The 17,883-nt window shown below is 54.7% G+C and carries 15 protein-coding genes and 1 other annotated feature; of the genes, 10 read left to right on the plus strand and 5 right to left on the minus strand.

The window, feature by feature from the left end; all coding sequences use genetic code 11:
* Positions 1-113 precede the first annotated feature (113 nt).
* The gene (gene mscK / locus ACLJR2_RS10325; protein ID WP_043991109.1) at positions 114-3,476 is read left to right on the plus strand and encodes a mechanosensitive channel MscK; all 3,363 of its coding nucleotides are present in this window, start codon (positions 114-116) and stop codon (positions 3,474-3,476) included.
* A 41-nt stretch (positions 3,477-3,517) separates the two neighbouring features.
* Here the strand turns inward: mscK and ACLJR2_RS10330 are convergent, their stop codons facing one another.
* From ACLJR2_RS10330 to priC, 3 genes are all read right to left on the minus strand, one after another.
* Positions 3,518-4,453 (minus strand): Rpn family recombination-promoting nuclease/putative transposase, encoded by a 936-nt coding sequence (locus ACLJR2_RS10330; RefSeq protein ID WP_000440517.1) that lies wholly within the window; start codon positions 4,451-4,453, stop codon positions 3,518-3,520.
* Between the two features lie 69 nt (positions 4,454-4,522).
* Entirely contained in the window at positions 4,523-4,690 is a 168-nt protein-coding gene (gene rsmS / locus ACLJR2_RS10335) for a pleiotropic regulatory protein RsmS (RefSeq protein ID WP_000051161.1), read from the minus strand.
* Positions 4,691-4,703: 13 nt separating this feature from the next.
* The gene (gene priC / locus ACLJR2_RS10340; RefSeq protein WP_001519637.1) at positions 4,704-5,231 is read right to left on the minus strand and encodes a primosomal replication protein N''; all 528 of its coding nucleotides are present in this window, start codon (positions 5,229-5,231) and stop codon (positions 4,704-4,706) included.
* 68 nt (positions 5,232-5,299) lie between these two features.
* Here priC and ACLJR2_RS10345 point away from each other — a divergent pair, with 68 nt between their 5' ends.
* The 8 genes from ACLJR2_RS10345 (at position 5,300) to hemH (ending at position 13,639) form a co-directional block, all read left to right on the plus strand.
* Entirely contained in the window at positions 5,300-5,677 is a 378-nt protein-coding gene (locus tag ACLJR2_RS10345; protein ID WP_001533991.1) for a DUF454 family protein, read from the plus strand.
* A 152-nt stretch (positions 5,678-5,829) separates the two neighbouring features.
* Positions 5,830-6,381, plus strand: a complete 552-nt coding sequence (apt, locus tag ACLJR2_RS10350; RefSeq protein ID WP_000127350.1) for an adenine phosphoribosyltransferase — start codon at positions 5,830-5,832, stop codon at positions 6,379-6,381.
* Between the two features lie 113 nt (positions 6,382-6,494).
* Positions 6,495-8,423, plus strand: coding sequence for a DNA polymerase III subunit gamma/tau (gene dnaX / locus ACLJR2_RS10355; protein ID WP_001533973.1), 1,929 nt, complete (start codon positions 6,495-6,497; stop codon positions 8,421-8,423).
* Positions 7,756-7,820, plus strand: a sequence feature (DnaX frameshifting element). (Overlaps the previous gene by 65 nt.)
* A 45-nt stretch (positions 8,424-8,468) precedes the next feature.
* The gene (locus tag ACLJR2_RS10360; RefSeq protein WP_000467098.1) at positions 8,469-8,798 is read left to right on the plus strand and encodes a YbaB/EbfC family nucleoid-associated protein; all 330 of its coding nucleotides are present in this window, start codon (positions 8,469-8,471) and stop codon (positions 8,796-8,798) included.
* Positions 8,798-9,403, plus strand: a complete 606-nt coding sequence (recR, locus tag ACLJR2_RS10365) for a recombination mediator RecR (RefSeq protein ID WP_001195023.1) — start codon at positions 8,798-8,800, stop codon at positions 9,401-9,403. Before ACLJR2_RS10360 ends, recR begins: the two co-directional genes overlap by 1 nt.
* A 110-nt stretch (positions 9,404-9,513) precedes the next feature.
* Positions 9,514-11,388, plus strand: coding sequence for a molecular chaperone HtpG (gene htpG / locus ACLJR2_RS10370; protein WP_001523272.1), 1,875 nt, complete (start codon positions 9,514-9,516; stop codon positions 11,386-11,388).
* A 415-nt stretch (positions 11,389-11,803) separates the two neighbouring features.
* Positions 11,804-12,448: an adenylate kinase gene (gene adk, locus ACLJR2_RS10375; protein ID WP_001220237.1), complete on the plus strand. Its 645-nt coding sequence runs from the start codon at positions 11,804-11,806 to the stop codon at positions 12,446-12,448.
* Positions 12,449-12,676: 228 nt separating this feature from the next.
* Complete coding sequence (gene hemH / locus ACLJR2_RS10380; protein WP_001250078.1) at positions 12,677-13,639, plus strand: ferrochelatase; 963 nt, start codon at positions 12,677-12,679, stop codon at positions 13,637-13,639.
* Here hemH and aes read toward each other — a convergent pair.
* Entirely contained in the window at positions 13,636-14,607 is a 972-nt protein-coding gene (gene aes / locus ACLJR2_RS10385; protein WP_000801789.1) for an acetyl esterase, read from the minus strand. The two genes, hemH and aes, sit on opposite strands and share 4 nt — an antisense overlap.
* A gap of 152 nt (positions 14,608-14,759) precedes the next feature.
* Between aes and gsk the strand changes: the two genes are divergently transcribed.
* Complete coding sequence (gene gsk, locus ACLJR2_RS10390) at positions 14,760-16,064, plus strand: inosine/guanosine kinase (RefSeq protein WP_001533999.1); 1,305 nt, start codon at positions 14,760-14,762, stop codon at positions 16,062-16,064.
* A gap of 48 nt (positions 16,065-16,112) precedes the next feature.
* On the opposite strand, the gene ybaL is transcribed toward gsk, so the two are convergent.
* Positions 16,113-17,789 (minus strand): YbaL family putative K(+) efflux transporter, encoded by a 1,677-nt coding sequence (gene ybaL / locus ACLJR2_RS10395; protein ID WP_000546202.1) that lies wholly within the window; start codon positions 17,787-17,789, stop codon positions 16,113-16,115.
* Positions 17,790-17,883 lie beyond the last annotated feature (94 nt).

Genomic DNA, 17,883 nt, shown 5'->3' on the forward strand with positions numbered 1-17,883 from the left:
TTCCAGGAAAACTCCTGGACATTTTCTGTGTCGCTATTCTGTTTGTTACAGGCGTGATATTCTTGCGACTCAATTATTTCCGGTCTGCTTGCCGGTTCAGACACTTCATTCTCATGACTATGTTGCAGCTTTATAAACGTTCACAGCATTTTGTTTTTATTACAATTAGCGTCCTTATTATCCTGCTGTCCTGTCAGTCTCTGGCATTTGCCCGGGGGCAAACGAATGGCGACCTGCCGTCAAAAGCGGATGTGCAAAACCAGCTGGATACGCTGAATAAGCAAAAAGATCTCTCCGCCCAGGATAAGCTCGTCCAGCAGGACCTTATTGATACGTTAGCTACGCTGGATAAAATCGAGCGGGTGAAAGAGGAGACCGTACAGCTACGGCAGAAGGTGGCGCAGGCGCCTGAAAAAATGCGTCAGGCGACGGCTGCGTTGAATGCGCTGAGCGACGTCGATAATGATGATGAAATGCGAAAAACGCTGAGTGCGCTTTCGCTACGTCAGCTTGAGCTGCGCGTGGCGCAGGTACTGGATGATTTGCAAAATTCGCAAAACGATCTTGCCGCTTATAACAGCCAGCTTGTTTCGCTACAGACCCAGCCTGAGCGCGTGCAAAACGCCATGTATACCGCCTCACAGCAAATACAGCAAATCCGTAACCGTCTGGACGGCAATAACGTCGGCGAAGCCGCGCTTCGCCCCAGCCAACAGGTGTTATTACAGGCACAACAGGCGCTGCTTAATGCGCAGATCGACCAGCAACGTAAGAGTCTTGAAGGGAATACCGTTTTGCAGGACACCCTGCAAAAACAGCGAGATTACGTGACGGCCAACAGTAATCGCCTTGAACATCAGCTTCAACTTTTACAGGAGGCGGTCAACAGTAAACGACTTACGCTAACGGAAAAAACGGCCCAGGAGGCCATTTCGCCGGACGAAACGGCGCGTATCCAGGCGAACCCGCTGGTAAAACAGGAACTGGATATTAACCATCAACTCAGCCAGCGTCTGATTGTCGCGACCGAAAACGGCAATATGTTGATGCAGCAAAACATTAAAGTAAAAAACTGGCTCGATCGCGCGCTGCAGTCGGAAAGAAATATCAAAGAACAGATTGCCGTCTTAAAAGGCAGCCTGTTGCTGTCGCGTATTCTTTATCAACAGCAGCAAACTCTGCCCTCCGCCGACGAACTCGAAGATATGACCAACCGCATTGCGGATTTGCGTCTGGAGCAGTTTGAAATCAACCAGCAGCGTGATGCCTTATTCCAAAGCGATGCCTTTGTCGACAAGCTGGAGGAGGGGCATACCAGCGAGGTGAATGATGAAGTTCATGATGCGTTGCTTCAGGTGGTGGAGATGCGCCGTGAGCTATTGGATCAGCTAAATAAACAGTTGGGTAACCAGCTGATGATGGCGATTAACCTGCAAGTTAACCAGCAGCAGTTGATGAGCGTATCGAAAAATCTGAAAGCCATTCTGACGCAGCAGATTTTTTGGGTGAACAGTAACCGCCCTATGGACTGGGACTGGCTTAAAGCGTTCCCCCAAACGTTAAAAGAGCAATTCAGCGCCATGAAAATCACGGTGAACTGGCAAAAAGCCTGGCCCGCGGTATTTATTGCTTTTTTGGCCGGGTTGCCGCTCTTGCTCATCGCCGGTTTAATCCGCTGGCGTCTGAAATGGTTAAAAGCGTATCAACAGAAGCTGGCCGCCGCCGTGGGATCGCTGCGTAACGATAGTCAGCTCAATACGCCAAAAGCTATTCTGATCGATCTGATCCGCGCGCTGCCGGTGTGCCTGATTATCCTCGCGCTTGGACTGATCCTGCTGACCATGCAGCTAAATATCAGCGATCTGCTCTGGGCCTTTAGTAAAAAGCTCGCGATGTTCTGGCTGGTCTTTGGGCTGTGCTGGAAGGTGCTGGAAAAAGAGGGCGTGGCGATACGCCATTTTGGTATGCCGGCGCAGTTGACCAGCCACTGGCGTCGCCAGATTGTACGCATTAGCCTCGCATTGCTGCCGCTGCACTTTTGGTCTGTGGTGGCGGAGTTGTCGCCGCTGAATCTGATGGATGACGTGCTGGGGCAGGCGGTTATTTTCCTCAATCTGCTGGTCATAACATTGCTGGTGTGGCCACTGTGCCGGGAAAGCTGGCGCGATAAAGAATCTCACGGCATTCGACTGGTGACCGTGACGATTCTTTCCATCATTCCGGTGGCGTTAATGGTATTAACGGCGACCGGCTATTTCTATACCACCCTGCGCCTGGCGGGACGCTGGATTGAAACCGTCTATCTGGTCATTATCTGGAACCTGCTTTATCAAACGGTGCTGCACGGGTTAAGCGTAGCGGCACGCCGGATTGCCTGGCGACGCGCGCTGGCTCGTCGTCAGAACCTGGTAAAAGAGGGAGCGGAAGGCGCGGAGCCACAGGAAGAACCCGCCATCGCGTTGGAGCAGATTAACCAGCAAACATTACGTATCACGATGCTGCTAATGCTTGCCCTGTTCGGCGTTATGTTCTGGGCGATTTGGTCCGATTTGATCACCGTATTCAGCTATCTTGATAGCATCACGCTGTGGCACTACAACGGCTCCGAAGCTGGCGCTGCGGTGGTGAAAAGCGTGACGATGGGCAGCTTGCTATTCGCCATTATTGCCGCGATGGTGGCCTGGGCGCTCATCCGCAACTTACCCGGCCTGTTGGAAGTGCTGGTGCTTTCACGTCTGAATATGCGCCAGGGGGCTTCGTATGCGATCACCACGATCCTTAACTACGTCATTATCGCTGTTGGCGCGATGACAGTATTCGGATCGCTCGGCGTCTCGTGGGATAAACTCCAGTGGCTGGCGGCGGCGTTGTCGGTGGGTCTCGGTTTTGGGCTACAGGAGATCTTCGGTAACTTTGTCTCGGGTTTAATCATCCTCTTCGAACGTCCGGTACGCATTGGCGATACGGTAACGATCGGCACCTACTCCGGCACGGTCAGTAAGATTCGTATTCGCGCCACCACTATTACCGATTTTGATCGTAAAGAAGTGATCATTCCGAACAAAGCATTCGTAACGGAGCGGCTGATTAACTGGTCCCTCTCCGATACCACGACCCGTCTGGTTATCCGGCTTGGCGTGGCTTATGGCTCGGATCTGGAGAAAGTGAAAAGAGTCCTGCTACAGGCGGCGATGGAGCATCCGAAGGTGATGCACGATCCGGAACCTGCCGTATTCTTCACCACCTTTGGCGCCAGCACTCTGGATCATGAACTGCGTCTGTATGTGCGTGAATTGCGCGATCGTAGCCATACGGTGGATGAACTGAACCGCGCGATCGATCGACTGTGCCGTGAAAATGATATCAATATCGCCTTTAACCAGCTTGAGGTGCATCTGCATAACGCGAAGGGCGACGAAGTCACTGAAGTGAAGCGCGATCTCAACGGCGGCGATCTGGCGCCGGCGGCAAGCTAAAAGGCGGTGGGCTGCGCGCTTTATGAGTGCGCGCGGCGCCGCTAATGCGAAAGCGTAGAAAGCTCTTCCGGCGTAATGCCGGTGACGCTGGCGATGAGCCCAGGTTCCAGCCCGTTGGCAAGCATTTTGCGGGCAATAGCGCGCGCTTCGGCCTCACGGCCTTGTGCTAACCCTTGCTCAAGGCCTTTTTGCAGACCCTTTTGCAACCCTTCCGTTCGGCCTTTTTCTTCCAGCCATTCCGCTATTGTCATCAGTTGTTCCTTATACTGCGGCGCGCCCTGCGCCAGTTGACGAATTAGCGCCCCGGGTTCTGCGGCGTTTCCTGCTTTCAACATATAGTTGATCAGCACACTGAGCTGCGTGTCCGTCAAATGATCCTGCGTTAAAAGCGTGATAAGGGGGTCGAGCAGTTCGCTTAAATCGCGTTGACGAATATGTTTTTGCAGGAGCTCTAACATCGCTATCCGCCGATGCTGCAAAAGCTGATTATCCGGCATTGTCGTTAGGTCGACCAGCGCAAATTCATGACTGTATAAGGCCTTCGCCATATCCGGTTTCACAAACATATTATGCCAGTTAAGGCTATAGGGCCACGGGCTTTCCGGACCGTGATAAAAGAGGATTGGTACCACCAGCGGCAAGGTATCATGACCGGCATCCAGATGACGCTGCATGGCGGCAATGGCGTACCGCATCAGGCGAAAAGCCATCAGCCGGTCTGATTTGCTCTGATGTTCAATGAGCGCGTAAACATACCCGGGGCCGTGTTGGGTATGCAGAGAGTAGAGAATATCTGAATAGCGGCTGCGTAAATTGTCTTCAACAAAACTCCCTGACTCCAGCTTCAGTGAATCCAGATCGCAGATTGCAAGAAAGTCTTCTGGCAAGTGGATAGCCAGAAAGTCGCGGGCGACCTCTTTTTGCATCAGCATCTGTCGAAATACCGCATCGTGCGGCGTGGTGGGTAGACGTTCCATGACCCATCCCTTGTTGCCTGACTGTAGCGACCACTCTGTCAGCGACAACGAGGACAAACCAGAGGGCAATTACTCTGTTTGCGAGTCGTCTTCCGTACTTTTTAACTTGTTTTCATAATCTCGCATAACTATTTCCAGCGCGCGTAGCACCGTTCGTGCCGGTAAGCGATTCTCTTCAAGCAGCACAATTAAATCCACGGCCAGTTTGACTTCATCAGGGGCATTTTCAAGCGACATACTTTCTCCAGGGTTAGCGGGTTAAACGCGCCAGTACGTTTTCTATTTTCTCCAGCGCATGTCGGCAACGCGCCAGCCGTCCTTCATAGATCTCGACTTCCTTTTGCAGCGTTTGTTGTTCGACAAGGCCGGTCGCCTGCGCCAGACGAATTTTGCGCTCCTGTGTCATCGCCAGTAGTCGACGTTCAAACTCCTGATGCTGTATTCGTCTGCGCTGCCAACGGCCAAGCCCTGGCGCGGCGGTGTCCCACTGGCGCAGCGACCAGGCGGCGGTTTCACGCGATATCGCCTCCAGTTGCGAAGCCAGATGTTCCGCCAGCCAGGCGACTTGCGGCAGTTGCTCATGTTTTACCGCCTGACGCAACGCGGCGAGATTGGCGTCAGCCTCTTCCAGATATCCCTGCAACAGAGTACTGCGGGTACGGAAAAGGTGTCGGTCAAAGCGCGCGCTTAACGTCGCATGTTGCGCCAGCGGCGCGCAGCGTTGGCGTAGCGTCGCCAGCCTCTCTTCCAGCGTCTGTAACAGCATAGCGGTTTTCAATTCAACACCCCGATGAAAATAAGACAGGCTGTGCTACAGTAGCCTTCTGTTTGATAACGATTCGCATTATGCAACGTACTATTTTAATCATCATTGGCTGGCTGGCGGTAGTATTAGGGACATTGGGCGTGGTTTTGCCCCTGTTGCCGACTACGCCGTTCATTTTACTGGCGGCCTGGTGTTTCGCCCGCTCGTCGCCGCGTTTCCATGCCTGGTTGTTATACCGCTCATGGTTTGGCGGTTATCTGCGCCACTGGCAGCGCTATCGGGCCATGCCGCCGGGAGCGAAACCGCGAGCGTTCGCGTTGATATTGCTGACCTTTGGTATTTCGCTGTGGCTGGTGAATATGATGTGGGTGCGGATGCTGCTGTTGGTTATTTTGGCCTGTCTGCTGATTTTTATGTGGCGGATACCGGTGATTGATGAAAAGCAACAAAAGCGCTGAAGCACACGAATCGCTGTTGCAATTGTCGTTCACAGCCAGTAAATTCGACCGTTTTCGAGCACAGGCGCAGGCGGTCAAAGAGTAACCGAGCGTTACCCCTGACCGAAAAGTATTGCGCCGTGAGTAACACCGTACTTAGCAGGCATATATCCATGACCGCGACTGCACAGCAGCTTGAGTTTCTCAAAAACAGCATCAAAAGCATTCAGGATTACCCGAAACCGGGCATTCTTTTCCGTGATGTCACCAGCTTACTGGAAGACCCGAAAGCCTACGCGCTCAGTATTGAACTGTTGGTTGAGCGTTATAAAAATGCGGGTATCACCAAAGTGGTCGGCACCGAAGCGCGTGGCTTCCTGTTTGGCGCGCCGGTTGCGCTTGGGCTGGGCGTTGGTTTTGTTCCGGTACGTAAACCGCGCAAATTACCGCGTGAAACTATTGCCGAGACCTATGAATTAGAGTACGGCACCGATCAGCTGGAAATCCATGTCGACGCGATTAAACCTGGCGACAACGTGCTGGTCGTGGACGATCTGCTGGCGACTGGCGGCACCATTGAGGCGACCGTGAAGCTGATCCGTCGTCTGGGCGGGAAAGTCACCGATGCGGCGTTCATCATTAATTTGTTCGATCTGGGCGGCGAGCAGCGTCTGGAAAAGCAGGGGATTACCTGTTATAGCCTGGTGCCGTTTCCTGGGCATTGATTCAGGCTATCCGCACTGCTATTTTAGCCAGAGAGACAACCTCGCTGTATCGGCGAGGTTGTGTTAGCATTACCCTTCTATGAATCCACCTTCCAGCGTTTCAGAGCCTGCCAATGAGTTATCAGGTCTTAGCCAGAAAATGGCGCCCACAAACCTTTGCTGACGTCGTCGGCCAGGAACATGTGCTGACCGCACTGGCGAACGGCTTGTCGTTAGGGCGCATTCATCACGCATATCTTTTTTCCGGCACGCGCGGCGTCGGTAAAACCTCTATCGCCCGACTGCTGGCGAAGGGGCTGAACTGCGAAACCGGTATTACCGCGACGCCGTGCGGCGTTTGCGATAACTGTCGGGAAATTGAGCAGGGGCGTTGTGTCGATCTCATTGAGATTGACGCCGCATCGCGTACCAAAGTCGAAGACACCCGCGACCTGCTGGATAACGTCCAGTACGCGCCTGCGCGCGGTCGCTTTAAAGTCTATCTGATCGATGAAGTCCACATGCTGTCGCGCCACAGCTTTAATGCGCTACTTAAAACGCTTGAAGAGCCGCCAGCGCATGTGAAATTTTTACTGGCGACCACCGATCCGCAGAAGCTGCCGGTGACCATTTTGTCGCGCTGCCTACAGTTTCATCTCAAAGCGCTGGATGTTGAACAGATTCGCCATCAGCTTGAGCATATTCTCAATGAGGAACATATCGCTCACGAACCCCGCGCGTTGCAGTTGTTATCGCGTGCGGCTGACGGCAGCCTGCGCGATGCATTAAGTCTGACTGACCAGGCGATCGCCAGCGGCGACGGGCAGGTTTCGACGCAGGCGGTAAGCGCCATGCTCGGTACGCTGGACGACGACCAGGCTTTGTCATTAGTCGAGGCGGTGGTTGACGCTAACGGCGAACGCGTCATGTCGCTTATCAACGAGGCGGCGGCGCGCGGTATTGAATGGGAAGCGCTGCTGGTCGAAATGCTTAGCCTGCTGCACCGTATTGCGATGGTGCAACTTTCGCCTGCCGCGTTAGGCAGCGATATGGCGGCTATCGAGCAACGGATGCGCGAACTTGCCCGGACGGTGCCTCCCGGCGATCTTCAGCTCTATTATCAGACGTTGTTGATTGGTCGCAAAGAATTGCCCTGGGCGCCGGACCGGCGGATGGGCGTTGAAATGACGTTACTGCGTGCACTGGCGTTTCACCCGCGTATGCCCTTGCCGGAGCCTGAAACGCCGCGGCAGTCTTTTGCGCCCGTGGCCCCAACGGCGGTAATGACGCCGCCGCAGGTGCAGCAGCCGTCGGCGCCCGCGCCGCAGACATCGCCAGCGCCGCTGCCGGCATCTACCAGTCAGGTGCTGGCGGCGCGCAATCAGCTACAGCGCGCGCAGGGAGTAACCAAAACAAAAAAGAGTGAACCGGCAGCCGCATCCCGCGCGCGGCCGGTGAATAACTCTGCGCTGGAGCGGCTGGCCTCGGTTTCGGAGCGCGTACAGGCGCGCCCGGCGCCGTCTGCGCTGGAAACGGCGCCAGTAAAGAAAGAGGCTTATCGCTGGAAGGCCACCACGCCGGTAGTACAAACCAAAGAAGTGGTGGCTACGCCAAAAGCGCTTAAGAAAGCTCTGGAGCATGAAAAAACGCCGGAGCTGGCGGCTAAACTGGCGGCGGAAGCGATTGAGCGCGATCCGTGGGCGGCGCAGGTAAGCCAGCTTTCTTTGCCTAAGCTGGTGGAGCAAGTGGCGCTTAATGCCTGGAAGGAGCAGAACGGCAACGCGGTTTGTCTGCATCTGCGCTCGACGCAGCGGCACCTCAATTCCAGCGGCGCGCAGCAAAAGCTGGCGCAAGCGCTCAGCGATCTGACGGGAACGACGGTTGAACTGACCATCGTTGAAGATGATAATCCCGCGGTGCGTACGCCGCTGGAATGGCGTCAGGCCATTTATGAAGAGAAACTCGCGCAAGCGCGTGAGTCAATTATTGCGGATAATAACATTCAGACGCTGCGTCGATTCTTCGACGCCGAGCTGGATGAAGAGAGTATCCGCCCCATTTGATCGTAAGCCTGGCTTGCGATTGTGAACCATCAAGAGAGAGAGCTTATGTTTGGAAAAGGCGGTCTGGGCAATCTGATGAAGCAGGCCCAGCAGATGCAGGAAAAAATGCAGAAAATGCAGGAAGAGATTGCGCAGCTGGAAGTGACCGGCGAATCCGGCGCGGGTCTGGTGAAGGTTACCATCAACGGCGCGCATAACTGCCGCCGCGTGGAAATTGACCCAAGCCTGCTGGAAGATGACAAAGAGATGCTGGAAGATCTGGTCGCTGCGGCCTTCAACGATGCGGCGCGCCGCATTGAAGAGACGCAAAAAGAGAAGATGGCTTCCGTCTCTTCCGGTATGCAACTGCCGCCAGGCTTTAAGATGCCATTCTGATGCAAACCAGTCCGCTGTTAACTCAGCTTATGGAAGCGTTGCGCTGCCTTCCGGGCGTCGGCCCTAAGTCGGCGCAGCGGATGGCGTTTACCCTGTTGCAGCGCGATCGCAGCGGCGGAATGCGCCTGGCGCAGGCGCTGACCCGGGCGATGTCGGAAATCGGCCACTGCGCCGACTGCCGCACCTTTACCGAGCAGGATGTTTGTAATATCTGTTCGAACCCGCGGCGTCAGGAAAACGGCCAGATTTGCGTGGTGGAGAGTCCTGCGGATATCTACGCCATTGAGCAGACCGGGCAATTTTCCGGGCGGTATTTCGTGCTGATGGGCCACCTGTCGCCGCTGGACGGCATCGGGCCGGATGATATCGGTCTCGATCGTCTGGAACAGCGGCTGGCGTCAGAAAAAATCAGTGAGCTGATCCTCGCGACCAACCCGACGGTTGAAGGAGAGGCTACCGCGAACTATATTGCCGAGCTGTGCGCGGAGGCCGGCGTCGAAGCCAGTCGTATCGCCCACGGCGTGCCGGTTGGCGGCGAACTGGAGATGGTCGACGGTACGACGCTGTCCCACTCGCTGGCGGGACGCCATAAGATTATTTTCTGAACAAACGGAGGCGGCATTCGCGGCCTCCGCTTGAAATCACACCCGCTTGTCCCCATCTCACCCTCAACGTATTTTTACCATTAAAAATGGCATTGTTGAGGTCTATCCACATGAAAGGACAAGAAACGCGTGGTTTTCAGTCAGAAGTTAAACAACTTCTGCACCTGATGATCCATTCTCTTTATTCCAATAAAGAAATCTTCCTGCGTGAACTCATCTCTAACGCCTCAGATGCGGCGGACAAGTTGCGTTTCCGCGCTCTGTCAAACCCGGACCTGTATGAAGGAGATGGCGAGCTGCGTGTGCGCGTCTCTTTCGATAAAGATAAGCGTACGTTGACCATTGCCGATAACGGCGTGGGGATGAATCGTGATGAGGTGATTGACCACTTAGGCACCATTGCCAAGTCCGGCACCAAATCTTTCCTCGAATCAATGGGGTCCGATCAGGCGAAAGATAGCCAGCTCATTGGTCAGTTTGGCGTAGGCTTCTACTCCGCGTTTATTGTGGCCGATAAAGTGACCGTACGTACCCGTGCAGCAGGCGACAAGCCGGAAAATGGCGTGTTCTGGGAATCGGCAGGCGAAGGCGAATACACCGTTGCCGATATCACCAAAAATGACCGTGGTACGGAAATCACCTTACACCTGCGTGAAGGCGAAGATGAATTCCTCGATGACTGGCGCGTACGCTCGATTATCAGTAAATATTCCGATCACATCGCATTGCCGGTAGAGATTGAAAAACGGGAAGAAAAAGACGGCGAAACCGTGATCTCCTGGGAGAAAATCAACAAGGCTCAGGCGTTGTGGACCCGCAACAAGTCGGAAATTAAAGACGACGAGTACAACGAGTTTTACAAGCACATCGCGCATGATTTCACCGATCCGCTGACCTGGAGCCACAACCGCGTGGAAGGTAAGCAGGAGTACACCAGCCTGCTGTATATCCCGTCGCAGGCGCCGTGGGATCTGTGGAACCGCGATCACAAACATGGTCTGAAGCTGTACGTACAGCGCGTGTTCATTATGGACGATGCCGAGCAGTTCATGCCGAACTATCTGCGTTTCGTGCGCGGCCTGATTGATTCTAATGACCTGCCGTTGAACGTCTCCCGTGAAATCCTGCAGGACAGCACGGTAACGCGTAATCTGCGCAGCGCCCTAACCAAACGCGTTCTGCAAATGCTGGAAAAACTGGCGAAAGACGACGCGGAAAAATACCAAACCTTCTGGAAACAGTTCGGTCTGGTGCTGAAAGAAGGCCCGGCGGAAGATCACGCCAACCAGGAAGCGATCGCTAAACTGTTGCGCTTTGCCTCCACCCATACCGACTCTTCCGCCCAGACCGTGTCGCTGGAAGATTACGTCTCCCGGATGAAAGAAGGGCAGGAAAAAATCTACTACATCACCGCAGACAGCTATGCGGCGGCGAAAAACAGCCCGCACCTGGAACTGCTGCGTAAGAAAGGCATTGAAGTGCTGCTGCTCTCCGATCGCATCGACGAGTGGATGATGAACTACCTGACCGAGTTTGACGGTAAAGCATTCCAGTCGGTCGCTAAAGCCGATGAGTCCATCGAAAAACTGGCGGATGAAGTCGACGAAAACGCGAAAGAAGCGGAAAAGGCGCTTGAGCCGTTCGTGGAGCGTGTCAAAACCCTGCTGGGCGATCGCGTGAAAGAGGTGCGTCTGACGCACCGTTTAACCGACACGCCGGCGATTGTCACCACCGATGCGGATGAAATGAGCACCCAGATGGCGAAACTGTTCGCCGCGGCCGGTCAGTCCGTGCCGGAAGTGAAATACATCTTTGAGCTCAACCCGGATCATGTGCTGGTCAAACGCACTGCCGATACCGAGGATGAAGCGCAGTTTAAAGAGTGGGTCGAGCTGCTGCTGGATCAGGCGCTGTTCGCTGAACGCGGTACGCTGGAAGATCCGAACCAGTTTATCCGCCGTATGAACCAGTTGCTGGTATCCTGATAACGCTCATCTGATTGCCGGATAGCGACGCGAAGCATCTTATCCGGCCTACGGACGGGTACTGTTTTGTGACTGCCGGATGGCGACGTGAAACGTCTTATCCGGCCTACGGACGGGTACTGTTTTGTGACTGCCGGATGGCGACGCGAAGCGTCTTATCCGGCCTACGGGCGAGTACTGTTTTGTGACTGCCGGATGGCGACGCGAAGCATCTTATCCGGCCTACGGGCGAGTACTGTTTGTAGGCCGGATAAGCGCCAGCGCCATCCGGCATTTTTTATAATACCTTCTCTTTTCTCGATTTCTCTTCGTTAACCGTTTCAGCATCAGGCGGCTTCCTTGAGCGAAATGCGTGATGGTGGTATCGTTTAGCGCTTTTTAAAAAATATCGACAACCTTTGAGGGGATTTTCGTAATGCGTATTATTCTGCTTGGCGCTCCGGGCGCGGGTAAAGGAACTCAGGCTCAGTTCATCATGGAGAAATATGGTATTCCGCAAATCTCCACTGGCGATATGCTGCGCGCCGCAGTGAAATCAGGCTCCGAGTTGGGCAAACAGGCGAAAGATATCATGGACGCCGGTAAACTGGTGACCGATGAACTGGTGATTGCGCTGGTTAAAGAGCGTATCGCCCAGGAAGACTGCCGTAACGGTTTTCTGCTGGACGGTTTCCCGCGCACGATCCCGCAGGCTGACGCGATGAAAGAAGCGGGTATTGTCGTGGATTACGTGCTGGAATTCGACGTACCGGACGAACTGATCGTTGATCGTATTGTGGGTCGTCGCGTACACGCCGCCTCTGGCCGCGTTTACCACGTAAAGTTTAATCCGCCGAAAGTGGAAGGCAAAGATGACGTCACCGGCGAAGATCTGACCACCCGTAAAGACGATCAGGAAGAGACCGTTCGCAAACGTCTGGTGGAATATCATCAGATGACCGCGCCGCTGATTGGCTACTACCAGAAAGAAGCGGAAGCGGGCAACACCAAATACGCTAAAGTTGACGGTACGCAGGCCGTTGCCGACGTGCGCGCAGCTCTGGAAAAAATCCTCGGTTAATTTTTTCGCGTAGTGAACCGCTTATCAGGCCTGCCATTATCCCGCAAGCCTGATAAGCGTAGCGCCATCAGGCAATCGGTGCCGGATGGCGGCCTGAACGCCTTATCCGGCCTGCTGGTATCGTTAGCGCCATTCGGCGAATTCTCGTCTTACCTCTCGCAGCAATTAGTTCTTCTTTATCGCTTTTCCGCTACAATTATCAACAATTTGAATAGATAAGAGGCGGCAATGCGTCAGACGAAAACCGGTATCCTGCTGGCTAACCTTGGCACGCCAGATGCCCCAACTCCTGAAGCGGTAAAGCGCTACCTGAAACAATTTTTAAGCGACAGACGCGTGGTGGATACTCCTCGTCTGCTGTGGTGGCCGCTGCTGCGTGGCGTTATTTTACCGCTGCGTTCGCCGCGCGTCGCGAAACTCTATCAATCTATCTGGATGGATGGCGGTTCGCCGCTCATGGTATATAGCCGCGAACAGCAACAGGCGCTGGCCGCGCGGTTGCCAGACACGCCCGTCGCGCTGGGGATGAGCTACGGCTCGCCCTCGCTGGAAAGCGCTGTCGATGAACTGTTAGCAAGCGACGTCGACCATATCGTCGTGCTGCCGTTGTACCCGCAATACTCTTGCTCAACGGTGGGCGCAGTCTGGGACGAACTGGGGCGGATACTGGCGCGTAAACGCCGTATTCCCGGTATCTCATTTATTCGCGATTACGCAGATGACGGCGCTTATATCGATGCGCTGGCGAAAAGCGCGCGTGAGTCGTTCGCCAGACACGGCGAGCCGGATGTGCTTCTGCTCTCCTATCACGGCATTCCACAACGTTATGCGGATGAAGGCGATGACTACCCGCAGCGCTGTCGCGATACCACGCGCGAACTGGTTTCCGCATTGGGACTGCCGCCGGAAAAGGTAATGATGACGTTCCAGTCGCGCTTTGGCCGTGAGCCGTGGCTGACGCCGTACACCGATGAAACGCTAAAAATGTTGGGTGAAAAGGGGACTGGCCATATTCAGGTCATGTGTCCGGGGTTTGCCGCGGATTGTCTGGAGACGCTGGAAGAGATAGCGGAACAGAACCGCGAGATTTTCCTTGAAGCGGGCGGTAAAAAATATGCGTACATTCCGGCGCTGAACGCGACGCCGGAACATATTGATATGATGCTGAAACTCACGGCGCCGTACCGTTAACGCGGCGTCTTCATCCTCGCCATAAAGAAGCGCGCGCCGTCCTGCAAGGCATCGTCGGCGATTGTCATCATTCGCGAATAGTGCAGAAAGGCGTGCAGCGTGCCGGGATACATTTTGTATTCGCAGGGCTGCTGGTGCGCCTGTAATGTCTGGTGCAGCAAGCGGCTGTCATCAATGAGCGGATCAAACTCCGCGCTGGCAATAAAGCAGGGCGGCACATCGCGCGTGAGATCGTTATTAAACAGACAATACCAGGGCGATTCCCGATCTTCATCGTTACGCAGATAGGCCTTTTCGTACATGTCCAGATCTTCACGCGTCAGGCCGTCCCACGCGCCGCCGAACAGACGGCGGCTTACCGAATCTTGCAACCCATACAGCCCATACCACAACAGAATCGCGATAACGTTACCGCAGCGAATGTGCTTATCACGTAACCAGAGCGCGCTGGCAAGCGCCAGCATGGCGCCTGCGGAATCCCCGGCGAAACCGATTTTCTCCACGTTGAGCGAGTATTCATCGGCATGTTGAGAGAAGTAGCTGCATACCGCGACGGTTTCTTCAATGGCCTGCGGATAACGCGCTTGCGGCGACAGCGAATAATCAATACCGATCACGGTGCAGCCGGTATAACGCGCCAGCAGACGCATTATCCGGTCATGCGTATCCAGATTACCGAGGATAAATCCGCCGCCGTGCAGATAGTATAAGGTGGCCTGGCTGGTCGGCTGCGGCGAGTAGAGCCGGGTTGTTACATCGCCATAAGGCGTAGGGACGACGCAGGTGCGGGTGGTCATGGACGGCGCGTCGGCATTCCAGAAACGGCGCTCAAGAAGATAATACTGACGCTGGGTCTCAATATCGCCATCGGCAGGCCAGGGGGGAAGGCCTGGTTGCTGGAAGTTTACGACGGCTGTCATTTCGTCAGATAGTCGGGTGAGTACGGGAATTTTATTTTCCGGCTTCATAAAACGCTCCTTGTGAAAGTGAACCATTGTAAAAAACGCGGCTGGAGAAACTGCGATCTCGTCGTCCGATATTGAAACGCCATCGTCCGTCGCGCGCAGCAGGGGGAATGTGCTACCATGCAGCGCTCCGTTATTCATCCGTAAGCACAATCATGAAATTTCCCGGTAAACGTAAATCCAAACACTATTTTCCCGTCAATGCGCGTGACCCGTTGTTGCAACAAATTCAGCCAGAACAGGAAACCAACGCCTCCTGGGTCGTCGGTATCGACCAGACGTTGGTGGATATTGAGGCGAAAGTGGATGACGATTTTATTACACGCTATGGATTAAGCGCCGGGCATTCTCTGGTGATAGAAGACGAGGTGGCGGAGAAGCTGTATCAGGAACTGACGCGGGAAAATCTGATCACCCATCAGTTTGCTGGCGGCACCATAGGCAATACGATGCACAATTACTCGGTACTGGCGGATGACCGTTCGGTGTTACTGGGCGTGATGTGCAGCAACATTGAGATTGGCAGCTACGCTTATCGCTACCTGTGTAATACTTCCAGCCGTACCGACCTGAATTATCTGCAAGCGGTAGATGGCCCGATTGGCCGCTGTTTCACGCTGATTGGCGAATCCGGCGAGCGTACCTTCGCTATCAGCCCCGGCCATATGAATCAGTTACGGGCGGAAAGTATTCCGGAAGCGGTGATCGTTGGCGCTTCCGCGCTGGTGTTGACCTCATATCTGGTGCGCTGTAAGCCTGGCGAACCGATGCCTGACGCGACGATGAAAGCGATCGAATACGCGAAAAAGCATAACGTGCCGGTTGTCATGACACTGGGCACCAAATTTGTGATCGCCGATAATCCGCAGTGGTGGCAGGCGTTTCTCAAAGAGAATGTCTCGATTCTGGCAATGAACGAAGAAGAAGCGGAAGCGCTGACCGGCGAAAACGACCCGCTGCTGGCGGCGGATAAGGCACTGGACTGGGTCGACCTGGTGTTATGCACCGCCGGGCCGATAGGGTTATATATGGCAGGCTTCACCGAAGAGGAAGCAAAACGTAAAACCCAGCATCCGCTGCTGCCGGGGGCTATTGCTGAATTTAACCAGTATGAATTTAGCCGGGCAATGCGCCATAAAGATTGTATTAATCCGCTGCGCGTTTATTCGCATATTGCGCCGTATATGGGCGGGCCGGAAAAAATCATGAACACCAACGGCGCGGGCGATGGCGCGCTGGCGGCGCTGCTGCACGATATTACGGCGAACAGTTACCATCGTAGCAACGTACCGAACTCCAGTAAGCACAAATTCACCTGGCTGACCTATTCGTCGCTGGCGCAGGTGTGTAAATATGCTAACCGTGTCAGTTATCAGGTACTGAACCAGCATTCTCCGCGTCTGACACGCGGGCTGCCGGAGCGTGAGGACAGCCTGGAAGAGTCGTACTGGGATCGCTAATCTGGCTTGCCCGATGGCGCTGCGCGCATCGGGCCGTCCGGCAAACCCTTAACTGGCGACGACTTCACCTGCGGGCGGCGTTTCAAGCAGTTCCAGCATCGCCCGGGCAATTTCTCGCTCGCCCATCACTACCTGATTGGCTCCCCGCTCGGTAATATATTTCACTTCATCATCATAGTGCGCGCGGGCGATTATCTCGATATCAGGGCTTTTTTCCCGCGCTGAGGCGACAATTTCGCCGGCTTCGTACCCGTTGGGGATGGTCAACAACAGCCAGCGGGCGCAGTCCAGATGCGCCAGATTCATGATTTCTTCGTTAGCGGCGTTGCCCAGCACGGCGCGAATCCCGCGTTCGCGCAGCTCATCCACGCGGGTACGGGACGTTTCGATAACCACCAGCGGAATCCCCGCCGCCAGTAATTTTTCTCCCAGCAGACTGCCTACGCGGCCAAAACCCACCAGCAGGGCATGATTACAGATATCCACCGGAATTTGCTTCTCTTCTTCGATAGCCTCTTCCAGAGTTTGCTCTTCCAGCGTTTCGGTTTTCGCCAGATACTTCTCCAGCAGGGTAAACAGTACGGGATTAAGCATAATCGACAAAATAGCGCCTGCCAGCACCAGGTTCTGTCCCGCTTGCGGCAGCAGGTTGAGCGCCATGCCGAGTCCGGCGAGAATAAAGGCGAACTCGCCGATTTGCGCCAGGCTGGCGGCAATGGTCAGCGCGGTTCGCGGCGAGTGGCCGAACATACGCACCAGGAAAAACGCAGCGATCGATTTGCCAAAGACGATAATGGCAAGCGTCGCCAGCACCGCCAGCGGCTGTTGAATCAAGACTAACGGATCGAACAACATGCCGACGGAAACAAAAAACAGGACGGCAAAGGCGTCGCGCAGCGGCAACGTATCGTGCGCCGCCCGGTGACTCAGTTCCGACTCATTAAGCACCATTCCAGCGAAGAACGCGCCCAGCGCAAAAGAGACGTCAAACAGTTCTACCGCGCCAAACGCAATGCCTAACGCCAGCGCCAGTACGGAAAGGGTAAATAATTCGCGCGAGCCGGTGGCGGCGCTGCGGGCCATAATCCACGGCACCAGGCGGCGTCCGACCAGCATCATGATGGCGATAAACGCCACCACTTTACCAATGGTTATCCCCATATCGACTGCCAGCGAGGCTATGCCGACATCGCCTTTTTCCACCATGCCGGCAACGGCGGGCAGCAAGACCAGCGTCAGCACCATCACCAGATCTTCGACAATCAGCCAGCCGATGGCGATTTGTCCGCGCTGGCTATCAAGGAGTTGCCGCTCCTCAAGCGCGCGCAGCAGGACGACGGTACTGGCGGTAGACAGACAGAGCCCAAAAACGATGCCGGTCATTAATGACCATCCCAGCACGGCGGAAAGCGCCATACCCAGCAGCGTCGCCACCGCTATCTGAGCGACAGCGCCGGGAATGGCGATAGACTTTACCGCCATCAAATCCTTCAGCGAAAAATGCAGCCCGACGCCGAACATCAATAGAATCACGCCGAGCTCCGCCAGCTCCGGCGCCAGTTTGGTATCCGCAACAAAACCCGGGGTAAAAGGTCCCGCCAGAACGCCCGCTAACAGATATCCCACCAGTGGAGAAATACGCAATTTGTTGGCAATCATGCCGAGAATAAAAGCGAGCACAAGGCCGCCGACAATGGTGGTGATAAGCGGGGTAGCGTGATGCATTCCGTCTCCTTTGGTTGCTGGACTCCAAAACTCCGGGTAATAGTTTATGACAATTTCAATCAGGATGTTTATAAAAAATGGTTGTGTTTTATAA

Origin of the sequence: Salmonella sp. SAL03688, assembly GCF_046551895.1 — a bacterium.
In the GTDB taxonomy this organism is placed as follows: domain Bacteria; phylum Pseudomonadota; class Gammaproteobacteria; order Enterobacterales; family Enterobacteriaceae; genus Salmonella; species Salmonella enterica.